This is a genomic window from Parasphingorhabdus sp., from assembly GCF_039977335.1.
Classification (GTDB): domain Bacteria; phylum Pseudomonadota; class Alphaproteobacteria; order Sphingomonadales; family Sphingomonadaceae; genus Parasphingorhabdus.
This window is the reverse complement of record NZ_JBDWDI010000004.1, coordinates 1,630,438-1,646,346: the sequence shown is the minus strand read 5'-3', so window position 1 is coordinate 1,646,346 and position 15,909 is coordinate 1,630,438. Positions and strand designations below refer to the sequence as shown.

Genomic DNA, 15,909 nt, shown 5'->3' with positions numbered 1-15,909 from the left:
ATGATAATCAGAATAGCCAAAGAAGAATGGCGGCTCTGGCTGCGTTCGAAAGTAATCGTAGTCGCTGCATTGATCGTTGTAACATTGCTTGCCGTGACCAGTGTGCTCACAATCAACCGGGTCGCGGACGAGCAATCGCAGCGGCTCGCCCAGCAGGTTGAAGCGGAAAAGACCTTTTTTGCCCAACCGGATCGCCACCCACATCGCATGGTCCATTACGGCCATTATGCTTTTCGGCCACCACCGCCGCTTGCTGCGTTTGAGCCGGGTGTAGATGCGGTCACTGGTCAGTCTATCTTCCTCGAAGGACACCGCCAAAACACTGCAATGTTCGCCGATACCAAGGCGGCTGCTGACCTTGGCGGGTTTGCGGCGCTGACGCCAGCCAGCCTTTACCAATTGCTCTTGCCGCTCCTCTTAATCGTACTCGGCCATGCGCTCTTCTTGCGAGAGCGTGAGAGCGGGACTCTAGCCGTGATTTTGGCACAGGGACAATCTGGTGTGACGCTGGCAATGGGCAAGGCAACCGCTTTGCTTGCGGTCATCCTTATCTTCATGATTCCGCTAATCTTAGTCGCGACCTATTCGGTGAGCCTCGGTGAAAGCGGGCTTGGTGCGTTCTCAATGGTTGGTGGTTACTTCATGTATCTCTGCGTGTGGGGCGCCATCGTCCTCGCCGCCTCGATCATTCTCAAACAGCGTGCTGTCTCATTGGGTGTGCTCATATTCGTTTGGTTGTTCGCCGCTCTGATCGTGCCGCGCTTCGCGATCAATGCCAGTAGCGCTGCAATCGATGCGCCCGGTAAAATTGAAAGCGACCTCGTGATGCTCGCCGAGCAGCGCAAGCTGGGAGACGGGCACAATGCGGCGGACCCGGCATTTCAGCGGCTTCAAGCCGAGGTGCTGGAGCAATATGACGTTGAGACTATTGAAGAGCTGCCAATTAATTGGCGTGGCGTTGTCGCGTCCTATTCCGAGGCGGAGTTAACCAAATTACTCAACAGCTACGCGGAAAACCGCATGAGCCTTGAGGCGAGCCAGTCGCGAATATTCGATCTGTTCGGCCTGGCGTCGCCCACAATTGCCATCGGGTCGCTATCGCGCACCTTCGCCGGAACTGACCTTGCGACTCATCATAGGTTTTTGCGCGAAAGTGAGAAACTGCGTTTTAATTTTGTCCAATCGCTCAACGACGTCCACGTTAATGAGCTCAGTTATGCCGACGATATGAACCGCAACGCTGATGCTGAGGCCTCGCGACGCGCAACCGTAAATTCGCAAGCTTGGCAAGTGCTTGATGCGTTTCGCTTTGCGCCTGACACCGCCAGCGAGCGGATCAGCCGCGCTACGCTCTCGCTGGGCGTGCTGTTCGCGTGGTTACTGGTATCTAGCGGCATAGTGTTCCTCGCAGCTCGAAAGGTGCGTCTGTGATGGTTGGCAATCTTATCCGCGAAGTTCGATTTCTAGCCAAAGATAGCGGCGCGCTATTCTGGTTGGCGTTGGCATTTTTTCTTTCCGTTATCGCTGTTTCCTTCGGTGTTGCAGAAGTCCGCGATCAGCAAGAAACCATTGCCACGCTGATCGAGGAAGATGCAGCCGATCGCGCCAACGCGCTGAAAGGGCAAGAAGATTGGGGTGGCGCAGCTTACTATGCGTTCCACCTTACCCATGCTCCGCCTTCTGATTTTGCGTTTGCTGCCATGGGCCAGCGTGATAGCAGTCCTTGGAAGCATCGCGTGCGGATGCTGGCACTCGAAGGTCAGATTCATGAAGCTGACACCAGAAATGCTGATTTCGGGTTGATCGGACGGTTCGATTTCGCATTCCTTGCTGCATCGGTCGCACCGCTGCTTCTTATCCTCTTGCTTTATGACCTTCGTGCAGCTGAACGCAGTGCCAGGCGTCATGACTTGCTAGTGGCAACAGCCGGGTCACCTGTGCAGTTGTGGTTGCCGAGGGCACTCGTTCGGGTAGTCGCATTGTCGGCGTTGCTGTTAACCCCTTTATGGGGGGCATCGATAATAGTAGGAACATCGCCAGATATTGTTTCTAAAGCCACGGTAATTCTTGTCGGCGCGCTCCTAATCTGGTGGTTGATTGTTGAACTGGTGAGCCGGATCAACGCCTCGCCTTCTGTTCTGCTCACCTCGTTGATTGGCTTTTGGCTGGCTTTGGCGATCGTTGTTCCAGCGCTTTCAAAAGCGGCAATCGAAGCCCGTCAGCCATTGCCCAATGGTGGCGAAATTCTGCTGCTTCAGCGGGAAACAGTGAACGATGCCTGGGACTTGCCCAAGGAAGCAACGATGACCCCATTCCTCAAAGAGCATCCTGAATGGAGCGATCATGCTACCTTTGAGACAGCGTTTGAATGGAAATGGTATTATGCATTCCAGCAAGTTGGCGATCAAAAAGCGGCGCCTTTGGTCGAGCAATATCGCTCAGCCCGCCTCGTACGCGATCGTGAGGCCGGATTGATCGCTTTTCTCTCACCGACTTCATTTGTTGAGCGATCGTTTGAGAAGCTTGCAGGGACTGATGCAGCCTCGATGATTGCCTATGAAGATTCCGTGCGCGATTTTCACAAGCAATTGCGAGCGTTCCACTATCCATATCTCTTTCGGGATGAGCCGTTTGATCGGGACGTGTTGAAAGGCTTACCCGCCTACGTCCCAACACCCTAGGAGTATTGTTGTCGTGATATTGCCATTCAGCCTTGCGCCGAAAACTTGCGCTCAGGCCGCCGATGGCTCGCCAATTTCCTTGAGATGGCGGACAATCATATCGCCGCGGTCTGCCGATCCACTGTGGTCGGAGGCGTGGTTCTTGAGTTCCGTTTCGTCAATCCAGCACAGGTCATCAAGGCCTAAAACCCTGTCATCATGCGCGCGTAATGTGATCCGGCTAATCGGTTGACGGTCCTTGGCATCGGCCAGTACCGGATTGGACGGGGTGCCGGTTTCCCATTTTTCGCCCCATTGGCGAATGGCCACAATGACGGCCAATAAGTCTGTGCCCTTGTCTGTGAGGCGATATTCGACTTTGCGTTTGTCATGATCGCAGGGGCGGCGGGACATGATGCCGGCTTCAACGAGCCGGGTCAGCCGGTTGGCCAATATATTCCGAGCAATGCCGATTTCGCTGAGAAAATCTTCAAAATGGCGCACACCATTAAACGAGGCGCGCAAGATCATGAAACACCAGCGCTCGCCAATCACCTCTAGAGAGATGGGCAGGCTGCACCCGGTTCCGAGCTCTGCAAGATTTTCTGTCAATTTGTCCATATCCCAACCCTAGACCAGTTTTTGATAAACCCAAAAAAAAATATAAGTTTTTAGTTGCAACTTAAAACCTTTTTATATAAGTACTGATTCGCAACCTAAATTGCAAGCCGATTTTTCTCCCCAGGATAACGGCGCACAACAAGGGTTCGGATCATTAGAAAGGAATTTGAAATGCTTATCTCCCAAAGCCCATTGCGCCACATAGCCATGCTGTTTGTCGCCATTCTCACCACCACGCTTATCTTTTCCGCCAGCGCGGCGAACGCGCGCAGCAAGACGGTTGCCTATACCGCCGAGCTGCAACAGCCGGTTGAAGCTTCGCGTCACATCATCAGAGGTACGGTGATGCACTGTGCTGGAACCGAATGCAAAGGAGCCAAAAGTGGCTCGTCGTTCAAGACTGTCTGCGCCAAACTGTCCCGTAAAGTCGGCCCATTGGCGTCTTTTACCTATAAAGGTGAAGCCGTTGATGCCGAGGCTCTGGCCAAGTGCAACGGAGATAAAAATGGTGGCAAGCAACGGGTAGCGAACCGCAAATAAATACACCTTCACGACCGGCCACTCAATCCCGTGACGGCCATGCAAATGGCTCGGCCGGTCTTACTTAAGCGTTGAAGCATTGCCTTCCACCCTCGAAGGCATTGTCTTCAACGCTATTTTTTTGTTGCTCCTGCGGTGAAAGCCAGACAGTTTGCAGCTGTGTTACGACAATATGAACTTGTAGAGCGGGTGCGCAGCTATGACCCGGAGGCGGATGAGGATCTGATCAACCGCGCCTATGTGTTCTCTGTGCAGAAACATGGCAGCCAGAAACGCGCCAGCGGCGATCCCTATTTCAGTCACCCGATCGAGGTGGCCGGGCTGATGACCGACCTCAAGCTTGATCAACAGACCATTGTCACTGCGCTGCTGCACGATACGGTCGAAGACACGCTGACCACGACCGAAGAAATTGAAAAGCTGTTCGGGGGCGATATTGCCCGGCTCGTTGATGGCGTGACCAAATTGTCGAAGATCGAGGCGCAGACCGACAATGAGCGCGCGGCGGAGAATTTGCGCAAATTCCTTCTCGCCATGTCGGATGATATCCGGGTGCTGCTCGTCAAGCTGGCCGACCGGCTCCACAATATGCGCACGTTGCATTTCATCAAAAGCGAAGAAAAACGAAGGCGCATCGCCCATGAGACGATGGATATTTATGCGCCGCTGGCTGAGCGGATCGGCATGTATGAATATATGCGCGAGATGCAGCTGCTTGCGTTCAGCCATCTCGAGCCGGAAGCCTATGAAACGATCACTGGCCGGTTGCAGACGATCAAGGAAGGCGATGACGGGCAGGTTCATAAAATTGCCCGATCGCTGGAAAAGGCGCTGGCCGCTGGCGGATTGGCGGCAGAGGTTAGCGGGCGCGAGAAACATCCCTATTCGATCTGGCGCAAGATGCAGGAACGCCATGTCAGCTTTGAACAGCTAACCGATATCATGGCGTTTCGGGTGATTACCGATAACAGCGCGGAATGTTACCGGGCGCTGGGCATCTTGCATCAAAAATGGAAAACAGTGCCGGGGCGATTCAAGGATTATATCTCGACGCCTAAACGCAATGGCTATCAGTCGCTGCATACCACGATCATGCACGGCAATAATATGCGCGTGGAAATACAAATCCGGTCGGAACGCATGCACCGCGACAATGAATATGGGCTGGCGGCGCACTGGGCCTATAAACAAGGTGGCGGGCCCGATGGGCAAGCGGGCTGGATTCGCGATCTCATCGAAATTCTCGACCATGCCGAGGATGCTGAAGAGCTGCTCGAAAATACCAAACTCGCCATGTATCAGGACCGGATATTTTCCTTCACGCCCAAGGGCACTTTGCTGCAGATGCCCAAGGGGTCAACGACGGTCGATTTTGCCTATGCGGTGCATACTGACCTCGGCAATCAGGCGGTGGGGGCGAAGGTCAATGGCCGTCATGTGCCTTTGCGGACGCAGCTGAATAATGGCGATGTCGTGGAAATCCTGAAATCCGATGGTCAGGAACCGCAGCCGGGTTGGTTGTCCTTTGTCATTACCGGCAAAGCGCGCGCCGCGATCCGCCGGTTCGTGCGGCACAAGGAACGCGACGAGATTGTCGAAATTGGCACCAAGCTTTACGACGAGATTGTCGAACGCCTGCCCGGTAAGATCGGGAAGAAGGCCCTGAAGGCAGCGCTCAAACGGCTCGATCTGGAAGATGATGACGAGCTGATGATCGCCATCGGCACGCGTGAGCTTAGCGACCGCGAAGTCATGGAAGCGCTCATGCCCGGCAGCGTTAATGACAATGATGACGACCGCGAATGGCCGGAACAGGACCGCGCGATCTCTATCAAGGGGCTAACGCCTGGTGTTGCCTTTGATCTCGCAGAATGTTGCCATCCGGTGCCCGGCGACCGCATTGTCGGCCTGCGCCGCAGCGGGGCGAATGTCGAGGTGCATGCGATTGATTGCCTGAAGCTGGCTGATGGGGTTGATGCCGATTGGGTCGATCTCAGCTGGGGCATGGAAACTGATGGCGCAGCGGCGCGGCTCATGGTTGTGCTGCATAACAAACCGGGAACGCTGGCCGAGATGGCCGGGATTTTCGGTTTTCACAATGCGAATATCCTGCGGCTGCGCATGACCAATCGCGATGCGCCTTTCCACACGTTTGAGGTGGATTTGGAAGTGCATAATGTCCACCACCTGATGCGGATATTATCGGCGCTCCGGGCATCGGAAGCGATTGCGCAGGCCGAGCGTCTTTAGTCCGCCTTCCATGCAGCCACACCGGCACTCTTAATCACAGCATCACCGAGCACGAGCGTGTCGCCCTTTATATGGTCAGTGAGGTCGAGCTCCTCGGTGCCGTAATTAAACGCAAAATGCACATCGCCAAGCTGCCGGACGCGCAGATCGCGCGGCAGATGCAATATATCGATGCCGGCTTCCTTGGTCATGTCTGCAAAAACGCGCTTTATAAGTGGTGCGGGTGGCCAGCTTGCCAGATAGCGGACCGTACCGTTGGAGAAGACGACCCCGCGGCCATCCGCGACCACTTCGTCGCTGGGCAAATCTGTCTCGACAGTTTCGATCCAGCGCGTCACATCATAGTCCGCGCCCTTCTCCGTCAGACCGGGGCGCAAGCTTTCCACTCGCGAAACTTTCAAAGGCAGCAAGCGCTGCAGCGGGCCGGGCGGCAAGCCCGCTTCGATTGCAAAGTCCATGGTCTTGCTGCCGGTGCGCGGCCCGAACAGTGTTGGGACGCCCAGCTGTTCGATCCTGTCCACCAGCGACGCGCTGAGTATCGGCAGGCTCGGCACCACGAGCATCTTATAGTCATCGAGCGTAGCATCCGGCGACACGATATCAACATTCAAACCAAGCTGCCGCAGCGCGCTGTACATTTCAAAAACGAGCTCGAGATAGCGGAAGCTCTGTCCTTGCGGCTGGGCCTCGAACAACCAAGCGGCTTCGTAAGAGAATAGCAAAGCGACCGATTTCGCTGTCTCGCCAATTTGCCCTAGCTGCTGGATATCAGCAGCCGCCAAAGCCGCCTCATGACCGCCGGGCGCCACTTCGCTATCGGGACGGAGCAAGCCGGCATGCATCTGTTCCTGCGCAAACGGTGCTTGCCGCCAGCGGAAATAGGACACCAGCTCCGCCCCATGCGCCATGGCCTCCAGTGTCCACAGCCGGACCATGCCATCCAGCGGCGCCGGATTATAGCGCGCCCAGTTTACCGGTCCCGGCTGCTGCTCCATCACGCTCCAACGGCCGCCAGCGCAGCATCCGCGATACAGATCGTGATGAAAGGCCGCGATATCGGGATGGCCTTGGCGCGTATAGCGCAGCTTTTCCTCATCGCTGAACCAGAATTGTTCGAGAAAGCCGAGCGGATAGCTGTCCCAACTGGCGACATCGAGATCCCTGCCCACATCATGATGATCAAATTCGGTGAAGAACCCCATATAATTGTGGATCATGTCCCGCCCCGGCGACCGCGCGCGCAATATATCCACCTGCAACTTGTTGAAAGTAACAACCTCGTCCGAGGCAAAGCGGCGATAGTCGAGCACATGGGCGGGATTGGGCTCGGTCACCGTCAGATTGGGCGGCTCCACTTCATCAAAGCTGCGATATTCCATGCTCCAGAAGACATTGCCCCATGCGGTGTTCAGCGCATCGACATTGTCATATTTGTCGGTCAGCCACCGGCGAAAGGCCAGCTTTGCGGCCTCGGAATAGCTTACAATCGTATCGTGACAGCCATATTCATTATCGGTTTGCCATGCGACAATGGCGGGATTGTCACCATAGCGCTCCGCCATCGCCTCGACGATCCGCGCGCATTGTTCACGATAGGGCTGATGGGAAAAGCAATAATGACGGCGCGATCCGAATTTACGCGGATTGCCCTGTGCATCAACGGCCACCATATCCGGCATGCTGTCGACCAGCCATTTGGGCGGCGTCGCCGTCGGTGTGCCGAGAATGATTTCCAAACCTGCATCACCGAGCGTCTTGATCGCCCGGTCCAGCCATTCCCACTGATAATGACCCGCAGTCGGCTCGAGACGGCTCCATGCAAATTCACCGATGCGCACCTGTGATAGCCCCATTTCCACCATGCGCTTCGCATCTTCGGTCCAGATGTCCTCCGGCCAATGTTCCGGATAATAGCAGCATCCCAGTTTCATCATTTGGCTTTATCCCTTTTCTTCGATGGCGATCAGCCAGGCTGTTTCGGGGTGAGTCAGTGGCAGCGCCAAACCGCGTTCGGCCAGTGCCCGTCCGCTTAAAACCATCCCGCTTTCCCAAGCAGCGGGATCGGCAAGATAAGCAGACGCCTTGCGCGGCCATGGCTTGGGCAGGGTGACGTGATAAATTTTATCTGCATCCAGACCCGGCAAACGAACCGGCGCCACATTGAAATTCTCGGCAAAGGCGGTTTGCGCCGCCACGGCCAGCGCGCGCCGGTCGCCGATCACCATCTGGCCGTAGATGCTGGTTTCGGGATGGTGCAATTGCCGGAAATCACCCTGATGCAGCAGGGCGCGCCATTGCTTGTAGAGCGCGATATGCGCCCGCAAGATGGCCCGCTCATCTTCGCTCATCGCCGCCGGATTGGTCTCGACACCCATATGCCCGAACAAGGCAACCTTCGCCCGGAAATCCATATCGGTCCGCCGTCCGGTGATCGGATTGGGCGAGGGCCCGACATGATTGCCCAGAATTTCGAGCGGCAGGAAGCGCGCCCAGCTCTCCATGATCCGCAGCCGTTCGATGGGATCATTATTGTCGCTCGGCCAGATGCGATGACAATATTGCAGCATCGAAAAACTGACACGCCCGCCGCCGCTGGAACAGCTTTCAATCTCCACCGCCGGATATTGTTGCCGCAGCTTGCCGAGCAACCTTTGGATCGCAAATTGCTGCAAGCCATTGTCGGGAAAAAGCCGCCGGTTATGATCCCATTTCAGATAAGCAATATCATGATTTTCGAGCAACGCGGCCAGCGCGTCATGGATATAGGCAAATGCATCCTCGCGGCTGAGATCAAGCACCAGTTGGTTGCGCTCCGTCGGACGATCCGCACGATCATCATGCAGACACCATTCGGGATGGGCGCGGTATAGATCGCTGTCGGGTGAAACCATTTCCGGTTCAACCCACAAGCCGAAATCCATATCCAGCCCATGCACATGATCGATAAGCGGCGTCAGACCGTCCGGAAAAATCGCTTCATCCACTTGCCAGTCGCCAAGACCGGCATTGTCACGACGCCGTCCTTTGAACCAGCCATCGTCCAGCACGAAACGCTCAATGCCAAGGTCGGCGGCGGCCGTGGCCAAGGTCTTCAACTTGGCTTCGTCAAGATCGAACGCCAGCGCTTCCCAGCTGTTGAGATGCACCTTGCGCGGTCCCCAGTCGGACCTTTGCGGCAGGATATGCGTTCGGACATGATCGTGAAACAGCCGGGTGAGATGATCCCGATTGTCGCCGAGGATCATGGTCACTTGGCCAAGGTCGGCAGTATCACCGGCGTTCAGCGCAATTCCACCCGGTTGCCGCAGCGCCTCGATGGACAGGCAGGCCCGGCCATCCTGATCCTGCACGACATGGGCGAGATGATCGCCACAGGAAGATGCATGAATGCCAAGACATTCTCCGCCATCTTTTTGGCCGTCATCGCCATGAAAGATCAGCCAGTTGCCCGCATCAAAGCCGGGCTTGCCATTGGCCGAGCGCATCTCGATGGCTTGAGGACCGATGCGGGTGGTCTTAGCCTGCATCTCCCGCGCCCAACGCCCGTGGAAAGCCGTCATGTGACTAAGGTGGCGGGGCAGTGGCAGGGAAAGCGATGACGCGGATTCAAGGACAATTGCGCCTTTGTCGTCGGCCAAAAGATCCACCGTCACTGCGATGGTTCTGTCATCAACAATTGTCCAGTGCGTGTCGACCTGTAAGCCGGTTTGCTGTTCAACCCAGCGCACCGTCATATCAGCGGTGCCAGAGCGGACATTGACCAGCCGGAAATCCCCATCAACGGGCTGTTCACCAGAGCGGATACGAAAGGCTGGACGACCGCGATAACCACCATTGGCTTGCGGCAGGATTCCGCCGATGCGGGGTGCATCCGGTTCATTTTCGTGGCTACCGAAGGTTCCCGCAGCGACCAGTGCTGACAGGTCTTCCCCATCAGGTAAACGGGGGCCGAGATAGACCAGATCAATTTCATCGCGCCCGGCGGCGACAAACACCAATGTGATGGCATCACCATCCAGCCGCCAGCTTGTTCCCCTCTCAACCATCGGCGGATTAGGCGATGAATTCTGGCGCAAAGTCAAACAGTTTCCAGCGCAATTCGGCTTGGCTTTTGTGAGGACCGGCCCTAACAAAAAGGCACACCCCGCAAAAAAACAACACAGGGGCGTAAAGGGGATCGCATGTTAGCCAATTTACCGACAACCAGCGGCGTACAGATTATTGTCTGTGTCGCTATCACCGCGCTTATTGGTTTTGCGACCTGGGCAAAAGTCCGGCAGGCGAAAACCCATGACGGGTCGAGCAAAGACGTGTTTCTCGCTGGTGGCGGTCTGACATGGTTGTTTGTGGCGGGCTCGATTACGCTCACCAACCTGTCTACCGATCAGCTCGTCGGGATGAACGGCAATCAGATGCTCTTGCTGGCCTGGTGGGAGATTTGCGGTTTTGCGGGCTTGCTGATCCTCGCCTTTGTTTTCGTGCCAATCTACTATAAAAATAACTGTACGACCGTGACCCAGCTGCTTGAAAAGCGGTACAAGGGCAAAAGCATCCGGACGTTGATTTCGGGGCTTTTCCTATTCGGCAATATCCTGATCTATCTGCCGGCTGCGCTCTATTCCGGGGCATTGTTCATGCAATCGCTTTTTGGCACCACCATACCGCTGATCTATTTTGCCGGGATTTTGGCGATCATTTCTGCGGCCTATACAATTTTCGGCGGGCTGCGGGCGGTGGCGGTGATGGATACTTATTCGGGTGTCGGCATATTGGGTCTGGCAATGGCGATCGTCATATTGGCGCTGGCCGCGGTGGATTATGATATTGTGACCGATATGCCGTTGGAACGACTCTCGATGATCGGTGGACCGGATTCTCCAATTCCGTTTCATACCCTGTTTACGGGAATGATTTTCATCCAGATTTTCTATTGGTCGACCAACCAGAATATAACCCAGCGGGCAATGGCGGCGCCCACCGTCAAGGAAGCGCAAAAGGGCGTGATGGTTGCAGCGATTATCCGTATTTTGATCGTGCCGCCCATTGTCGTGATTCCGGGCGTTGTGGCTTATAAACTGTTCGGTGATGTCGGTGATGCGGCTTACGGCCGGCTGGTAGCCGAAGTGCTTCCAGGATGGTTATCGGGTGCTTTTGCCGCGATGGTCGCAGCCGCTGTGATCACGACCTTTAGTGCGGTGCTTAACAGTTCGGTTGCGCTTTATTCGGTTGATTTTCACGAGCAGTTTATCGGTGAGGTCAAAGACCACTGGAAACTGGGCGGGGCCGTTTCGGTCTTATTGACGGTCGTTGCGATCATGCTGGTGCCGCTCTACCAAAATGCGGACAGTATCATCAACCTGCTGCAGCAGTTGAACGGCTTGCTATCGATGCCAATCCTTTCCGCCTTTATCGCGGGGCTGTTGTTTCGCGGCGTTTGTGCGCCCGCAGCGGTTGGCGGGGTCATCTGGGGCGTGCTGCTTTACGGCGCCTATACGTTCCGGCTGGAACCGGCGGGCATCATCACCATGCATTATATCGACTTCATGGTGGTCACGTTGACGACATCTGTAATTGCCGCCTTGCTGACCAATCGCGCGATGGGCAATAAAGCGCGCTTTGCTGGATTTAAAGAGGCGCTAACGTAACGGCCATGTTTGATAAACCCCATCGCCGCTACAACCCGCTGAAAGACGAGTGGATATTGGTCTCACCACAGCGGCTGTCGCGCCCATGGCAGGGGGATGAGGGGGAGACCGAAGAACAGCCGCCGTCCTATGATCCCGATTGCTATCTCTGCCCAGGTAACAAGCGGATTACCGGCGAGCAAAATCCCGATTATGATGGCGTGTTTGTGTTCAAGAATGACTTTGCCGCCTTGATGGAAGATGTGCCGGCTCAGCAGACCGACGATCCACTGTTTCGCGCCGAGACGACCTCTGGTGAATGTCACGTCATCTGTTTCTCGCCCGATCACGGCAAATCCCTGCCGCAACTGTCCCGGGACCAGATCGTGGCGGTTGTGGACACATGGTGTGAGCTTTCAGATACGCTAGGGCATACTTACAAATCGGTCCAGATATTCGAGAATAAGGGCGCAATGATGGGCTGTTCCAACCCCCATCCCCACGGCCAGGTCTGGGCCGCCAGCCACCTGCCAGACGCGCTACGCCGCGAAGATGCCAGTATGCGCGGCCACTTCGCCAACTTCGGAACCCCCATGCTGCTCGACCTAGCAAAGCGCGAAGCAGCACTGGGCGAGCGGGTGGTGGTACAAACGGACCACTGGTTAGCCATTGTGCCCTATTGGGCGGAATGGCCGTTTGAGACGCTGTTGCTGCCCCGCTTTGCTGTAGGACGGATACCGGATTTGAATGAGGAGCAGCGCGACGACCTCGCCATCGCCTTGCGCGAGCTGACCGCACGCTACGACAATCTATTCCAGTGCAGCTTTCCCTATTCCATGGGCTGGCACGGTGCGCCTTTCGGCGAGAATGATACCGCTCATTGGCAGCTTCATGCGCATTTCTACCCACCCCTTCTGCGCTCGGCGACAATAAGAAAGTTCATGGTCGGCTATGAAATGCTCGCCGAAGCCCAGCGCGACCTCTCGCCTGAAAAGGCGGCAGAGATGCTGAGATCAGTCAGTGATATCCGTTTTAGCGAGCAGGCCCGATGACTGTGGAACGACGTGCCCTTCTAAGGGCCAAAGTGACGCAAGCCTATGTCGACAGCTATGGCATGGAACCCGCTATTCTCATCGCTGCTCCCGGCAGGGTAAACCTTATCGGCGAGCATACTGACTATAATGACGGCTTCGTTCTGCCTTGCGCAATCGACTATGAAACGATCGTAGCGATCGGGCCGGGTAACGAAGCGGAAGTCCACGCGCTGGCCTGTGATCTTGACAGCGATCACGACAGTTTCGATCCGATTCAACCCTTTGCCAAACAGCCGGCAGAATGGAAAAACCATGTGCGCGGTATCGCAGCAAGTTTGACTGACAAAGGGTTTGCACTGACGGGAAGTAATATTGCGATAGCCGGGAACGTTCCTCAGGGAGCGGGGCTTTCGTCATCGGCCTCACTCGGCGTCGCGCTAGCCAAGGCCTTTGATGAGATGCATCAGCTGGGCGGGCTGGGCAAGACCGAGCTGGCGTTGATCGCTCAGCATAGCGAGAATCATTATGTTGGCTGTGCCTGCGGTATCATGGACCAGCTAGCTTCTGCACGCGCCGTCACAGGTGCTGCGCTGCAGATTGATTGTCGTTCTTTGGAAACTACACCCATTTCGATACCGGATCATCTGGCCATAGCGGTCATTCATTCCGGTGTTCAGAGAGGCTTGGTGGACAGTGCCTATAATGAACGGCGGGTCCAGTGCGAGCAGGCCGCGAACCACTATGGCGTTGCAGCACTACGTGACCTGACGATCGAACAGCTTGAGGACGGGCAATCGGGGCTGGACGAGGTTAGTTTTCGTCGGGCGCGGCATGTCGTGACCGAAAATGCGCGCACATTAGCCGCAGGAGAAGCGTTGATAAAAGGTGATCTGACTGCGCTTTCCACTCTGATGGCACAGTCCCATACATCGATGCGCGACGATTTCGAAATTACGGTGCCGGCCATTGATCAGTTGGTCGAAATCGGCGCTCAGTTTCTGGGGGCAACCGGCGGCATCAGGATGACCGGTGGGGGATTCGGTGGCTGCGTTGTTGCGGTCGTGGAAAAATCAAAAGCGGCCGCATTGGAATCATGGGTAAGTCAGCATTATCAGACGCCTGATCACGGCAGCGCGCCTTTTTTCCTCTGCGAACCCTCAAGCGGCGTGTCAGTTCTACAAGCCAGATAAGGCCCTGAGCATGAACAGCCGGTGGCCTAAGTCATGAGATAAGGGCCGCATTCCGCGAGGAGCGCAGCCTTCAAATTTGGATTGCCTGTTTACTGGCCAGGTATGCCAGGTGGTGGGCCGCCAGGCATTCCGCCTTGCTGCTGCATTTGCTGTTGTAGCGCTTGCATTTGTTCTGCCGAGATAAAGTCGAGCAGAGTTACATCAAATATCAGCACTGAATTGGCAGGCAGTTCTGGTCCGGGTGACTGTTCGCCATAGCCAAGTTCCGACGGGATCCAGATCCGGTATTCACCGCCTTTTTGCATTAGCTGCAGGGCTTCGGAGAAACCCGGTACTACGCCGCCCACTGGCATCGGTGTCTGCTCATTTTCGTCAAACACGTTACCGTCGCGGGTTGTACCTTTATACTTCACCAAAGCCGTATCTGTCGCCGTTGGTGATGCCCCTTCACCGGGCTTAAGCACTTGATACTGAAGACCAGAGGTCGTGGTTATAACGCCATCATTGTCAGCATTGCTTGCCAGAAACTGTGCGTTTGACGCGCCAGTTGTAACGGCATTCTGTGTTCCGGCATAAGCCAGTGCCCCCGCAACCGCCAAAACCAGCGCAAGCCCGATCCAAAGTTTCGTCAATGAGCCTTTTTTGATCGGCCGGATGGGAACAGTGGTTACGGACATGTCAGACTACCTATTTAATGAAAGTCGGTGTTTGAAAGACGATCGGTCTTAAATGGTACCGTCGCGTTCCATCCGCTTGCGCTCCATTTTACGGGCGCGGCGTACAGCGGCTGCTTTTTCGCGTGCACGCTTTTCTGAAGGCTTTTCATAATGCCGGCGCAGTTTCATTTCGCGATAAACGCCCTCACGCTGCAATTTCTTTTTGAGCGCCCGAAGGGCTTGATCAACATTATTATCGCGAACCATGATTTGCATAAGACTGAGTAACTCCGTTCAATATCGTCTTTAAGCCGGGTCAATTCATAACCGGCTGAAAATTATTTAAGCCATAAAAAAGGGTTTGCAGATGATTCGTTCACCTGCAGTTGGAGCGCGCCTAACAGGCTAATCTACCGATTTCAAGCATTTCCGACTCAAATATGTGGCATTTTTACCAGAGTTTCGCCGCGCTTGGGCGCGGTTTTTGCGCCATCAAAGCCTTTTGATTATCGCCGAGGCCTGTGTCATGTTCGTTTCGACGGCAATAGACCCGAATCAGGAGACAGAAAATGGCCACGGCAATCAATATCCAGTCGAGCTGCAGCGAAGACGAATGGAAAGCGCGTCAGCGACTTGCCGCCTGCTACCGGATATTTGCCCATCTGGGCTGGGATGAGATGATTTTCAATCATGTTACGTTGAAAGTGCCCGGCGAGGATGACGCGTTTCTGATCAACCCCTATGGTCTGCATTTTAGCGAGGTAACTGCTTCGACTTTGGTGAAGATTGATATTGATGGCAATACACTGGATGGTTCAACTTACCCGGTGAACAAAGCCGGTTTTACGCAGCATAGCCTGTTCCACCGCGAGCTGCCGGATGTGCATGCAATCATCCATACTCATACGACCGCTACAATGGCGGTGGCATCGCTGGAAGGCGGATTGCAACCGGTGAACTTCTATGCCGCGGCGATTGTTCCGCGCCTCGCTTATCACAAGTTTGAAGGCGTCACGGTGCATGAGGATGAAGGGCCACGTTTCCTTGCGAGTCTGGACAAGAAACGCATGATGCTCCTCGAAAATCATGGTCCGGTGGTTATGGGTAAAACGTTGGAAGAGGCATTCCTGAACCATTGGGTATTGCAGCGCGCCTGCGAAATTCAGATGCAGACGCTGTCCATGGGCAAACCGCTAGTGATCGGCGAAGAGGTTATTAGGAAACATCTGGCCAATCTTTCAAAGGCGTCGGTTGATCCTGCGATTCAGGGCGTGCCAGAATTTGATGCGATGGTGCGGTTGATTGACCGGGAAGATAAAAGCTGGCGGGAATAG

Annotated in this window: 13 protein-coding genes; 8 read left to right on the top strand and 5 right to left on the bottom strand. The window is 55.3% G+C overall.

The genetic code is table 11. From position 1 onward, the window contains the following. Positions 1-1,431, top strand: a complete 1,431-nt coding sequence (locus tag ABJM21_RS15285; protein WP_348382174.1) for a DUF3526 domain-containing protein — start codon at positions 1-3, stop codon at positions 1,429-1,431. Then, positions 1,431-2,681 carry a DUF3526 domain-containing protein gene (locus ABJM21_RS15280; RefSeq protein WP_348300854.1) on the top strand — a complete coding sequence of 417 codons (1,251 nt, stop codon included), beginning with the start codon at positions 1,431-1,433 and terminating at the stop codon, positions 2,679-2,681. The genes ABJM21_RS15285 and ABJM21_RS15280 overlap by 1 nt, the downstream gene beginning before the upstream one ends. A gap of 51 nt (positions 2,682-2,732) precedes the next feature. Here ABJM21_RS15280 and ABJM21_RS15275 read toward each other — a convergent pair whose 3' ends face one another. After that, positions 2,733-3,281 (bottom strand): helix-turn-helix domain-containing protein, encoded by a 549-nt coding sequence (locus ABJM21_RS15275; RefSeq protein ID WP_348300853.1) that lies wholly within the window; start codon positions 3,279-3,281, stop codon positions 2,733-2,735. A 171-nt stretch (positions 3,282-3,452) separates the two neighbouring features. Here ABJM21_RS15275 and ABJM21_RS15270 point away from each other — a divergent pair, with 171 nt between their 5' ends. Next, on the top strand, positions 3,453-3,821 hold the full coding sequence (locus tag ABJM21_RS15270; RefSeq protein ID WP_348300852.1) for a hypothetical protein: 369 nt from the start codon (positions 3,453-3,455) through the stop codon (positions 3,819-3,821). Between the two features lie 159 nt (positions 3,822-3,980). After that, positions 3,981-6,071, top strand: a complete 2,091-nt coding sequence (locus ABJM21_RS15265) for a bifunctional (p)ppGpp synthetase/guanosine-3',5'-bis(diphosphate) 3'-pyrophosphohydrolase (RefSeq protein ID WP_348300851.1) — start codon at positions 3,981-3,983, stop codon at positions 6,069-6,071. Here the strand turns inward: ABJM21_RS15265 and ABJM21_RS15260 are convergent. Continuing rightward, positions 6,068-8,005 carry a beta-galactosidase gene (locus tag ABJM21_RS15260; protein WP_348300850.1) on the bottom strand — a complete coding sequence of 646 codons (1,938 nt, stop codon included), beginning with the start codon at positions 8,003-8,005 and terminating at the stop codon, positions 6,068-6,070. The genes ABJM21_RS15265 and ABJM21_RS15260 overlap by 4 nt on opposite strands. Before the next feature lie 6 nt (positions 8,006-8,011). Next, a complete protein-coding gene (locus ABJM21_RS15255; RefSeq protein ID WP_348300849.1) occupies positions 8,012-10,147 on the bottom strand; it encodes an alpha-galactosidase in 2,136 nt (711 codons plus the stop codon). A 105-nt stretch (positions 10,148-10,252) separates the two neighbouring features. On the opposite strand from ABJM21_RS15255, the gene ABJM21_RS15250 reads away from it, so the two are divergent. Genes ABJM21_RS15250 through galK form a run of 3 tightly spaced genes read left to right on the top strand, consistent with a single transcriptional unit; the run spans position 10,253 to position 13,919 of the window. Beyond that, the gene (locus ABJM21_RS15250) at positions 10,253-11,716 is read left to right on the top strand and encodes a sodium/solute symporter (protein ID WP_348300848.1); all 1,464 of its coding nucleotides are present in this window, start codon (positions 10,253-10,255) and stop codon (positions 11,714-11,716) included. Between the two features lie 5 nt (positions 11,717-11,721). After that, positions 11,722-12,747: a UDP-glucose--hexose-1-phosphate uridylyltransferase gene (locus tag ABJM21_RS15245; protein ID WP_348300847.1), complete on the top strand. Its 1,026-nt coding sequence runs from the start codon at positions 11,722-11,724 to the stop codon at positions 12,745-12,747. Beyond that, positions 12,744-13,919: a galactokinase gene (gene galK, locus ABJM21_RS15240; RefSeq protein ID WP_348300846.1), complete on the top strand. Its 1,176-nt coding sequence runs from the start codon at positions 12,744-12,746 to the stop codon at positions 13,917-13,919. The genes ABJM21_RS15245 and galK overlap by 4 nt, the downstream gene beginning before the upstream one ends. An 89-nt stretch (positions 13,920-14,008) precedes the next feature. Here the strand turns inward: galK and ABJM21_RS15235 are convergent, their stop codons facing one another. After that, entirely contained in the window at positions 14,009-14,596 is a 588-nt protein-coding gene (locus ABJM21_RS15235; protein ID WP_348300845.1) for an FKBP-type peptidyl-prolyl cis-trans isomerase, read from the bottom strand. Between the two features lie 48 nt (positions 14,597-14,644). Next, complete coding sequence (rpsU, locus tag ABJM21_RS15230; RefSeq protein WP_074204042.1) at positions 14,645-14,851, bottom strand: 30S ribosomal protein S21; 207 nt, start codon at positions 14,849-14,851, stop codon at positions 14,645-14,647. Positions 14,852-15,144: 293 nt separating this feature from the next. Here rpsU and ABJM21_RS15225 point away from each other — a divergent pair, with 293 nt between their 5' ends. Next, positions 15,145-15,909, top strand: coding sequence for a class II aldolase/adducin family protein (locus ABJM21_RS15225; RefSeq protein ID WP_348300844.1), 765 nt, complete (start codon positions 15,145-15,147; stop codon positions 15,907-15,909).

Excerpts from the sequence above, each read along its gene's own strand:
- ABJM21_RS15245 (WP_348300847.1), top strand. The coding sequence starts at position 11,722 with ATGTTTGATAAACCCCATCGCCGCTACAACCCGCTGAAAGACGAGTGG.
- ABJM21_RS15285 (WP_348382174.1), top strand. The coding sequence starts at position 1 with ATGATAATCAGAATAGCCAAAGAAGAATGGCGGCTCTGGCTGCGTTCG.
- ABJM21_RS15235 (WP_348300845.1), bottom strand. The coding sequence starts at position 14,596 with ATGTCCGTAACCACTGTTCCCATCCGGCCGATCAAAAAAGGCTCATTG.
- ABJM21_RS15225 (WP_348300844.1), top strand. The coding sequence starts at position 15,145 with ATGGCCACGGCAATCAATATCCAGTCGAGCTGCAGCGAAGACGAATGG.
- ABJM21_RS15270 (WP_348300852.1), top strand. The coding sequence starts at position 3,453 with ATGCTTATCTCCCAAAGCCCATTGCGCCACATAGCCATGCTGTTTGTC.
- ABJM21_RS15260 (WP_348300850.1), bottom strand. The coding sequence starts at position 8,005 with ATGATGAAACTGGGATGCTGCTATTATCCGGAACATTGGCCGGAGGAC.
- ABJM21_RS15275 (WP_348300853.1), bottom strand. The coding sequence starts at position 3,281 with ATGGACAAATTGACAGAAAATCTTGCAGAGCTCGGAACCGGGTGCAGC.
- galK (WP_348300846.1), top strand. The coding sequence starts at position 12,744 with ATGACTGTGGAACGACGTGCCCTTCTAAGGGCCAAAGTGACGCAAGCC.
- rpsU (WP_074204042.1), bottom strand. The coding sequence starts at position 14,851 with ATGCAAATCATGGTTCGCGATAATAATGTTGATCAAGCCCTTCGGGCG.
- ABJM21_RS15280 (WP_348300854.1), top strand. The coding sequence starts at position 1,431 with ATGGTTGGCAATCTTATCCGCGAAGTTCGATTTCTAGCCAAAGATAGC.
- ABJM21_RS15250 (WP_348300848.1), top strand. The coding sequence starts at position 10,253 with ATGTTAGCCAATTTACCGACAACCAGCGGCGTACAGATTATTGTCTGT.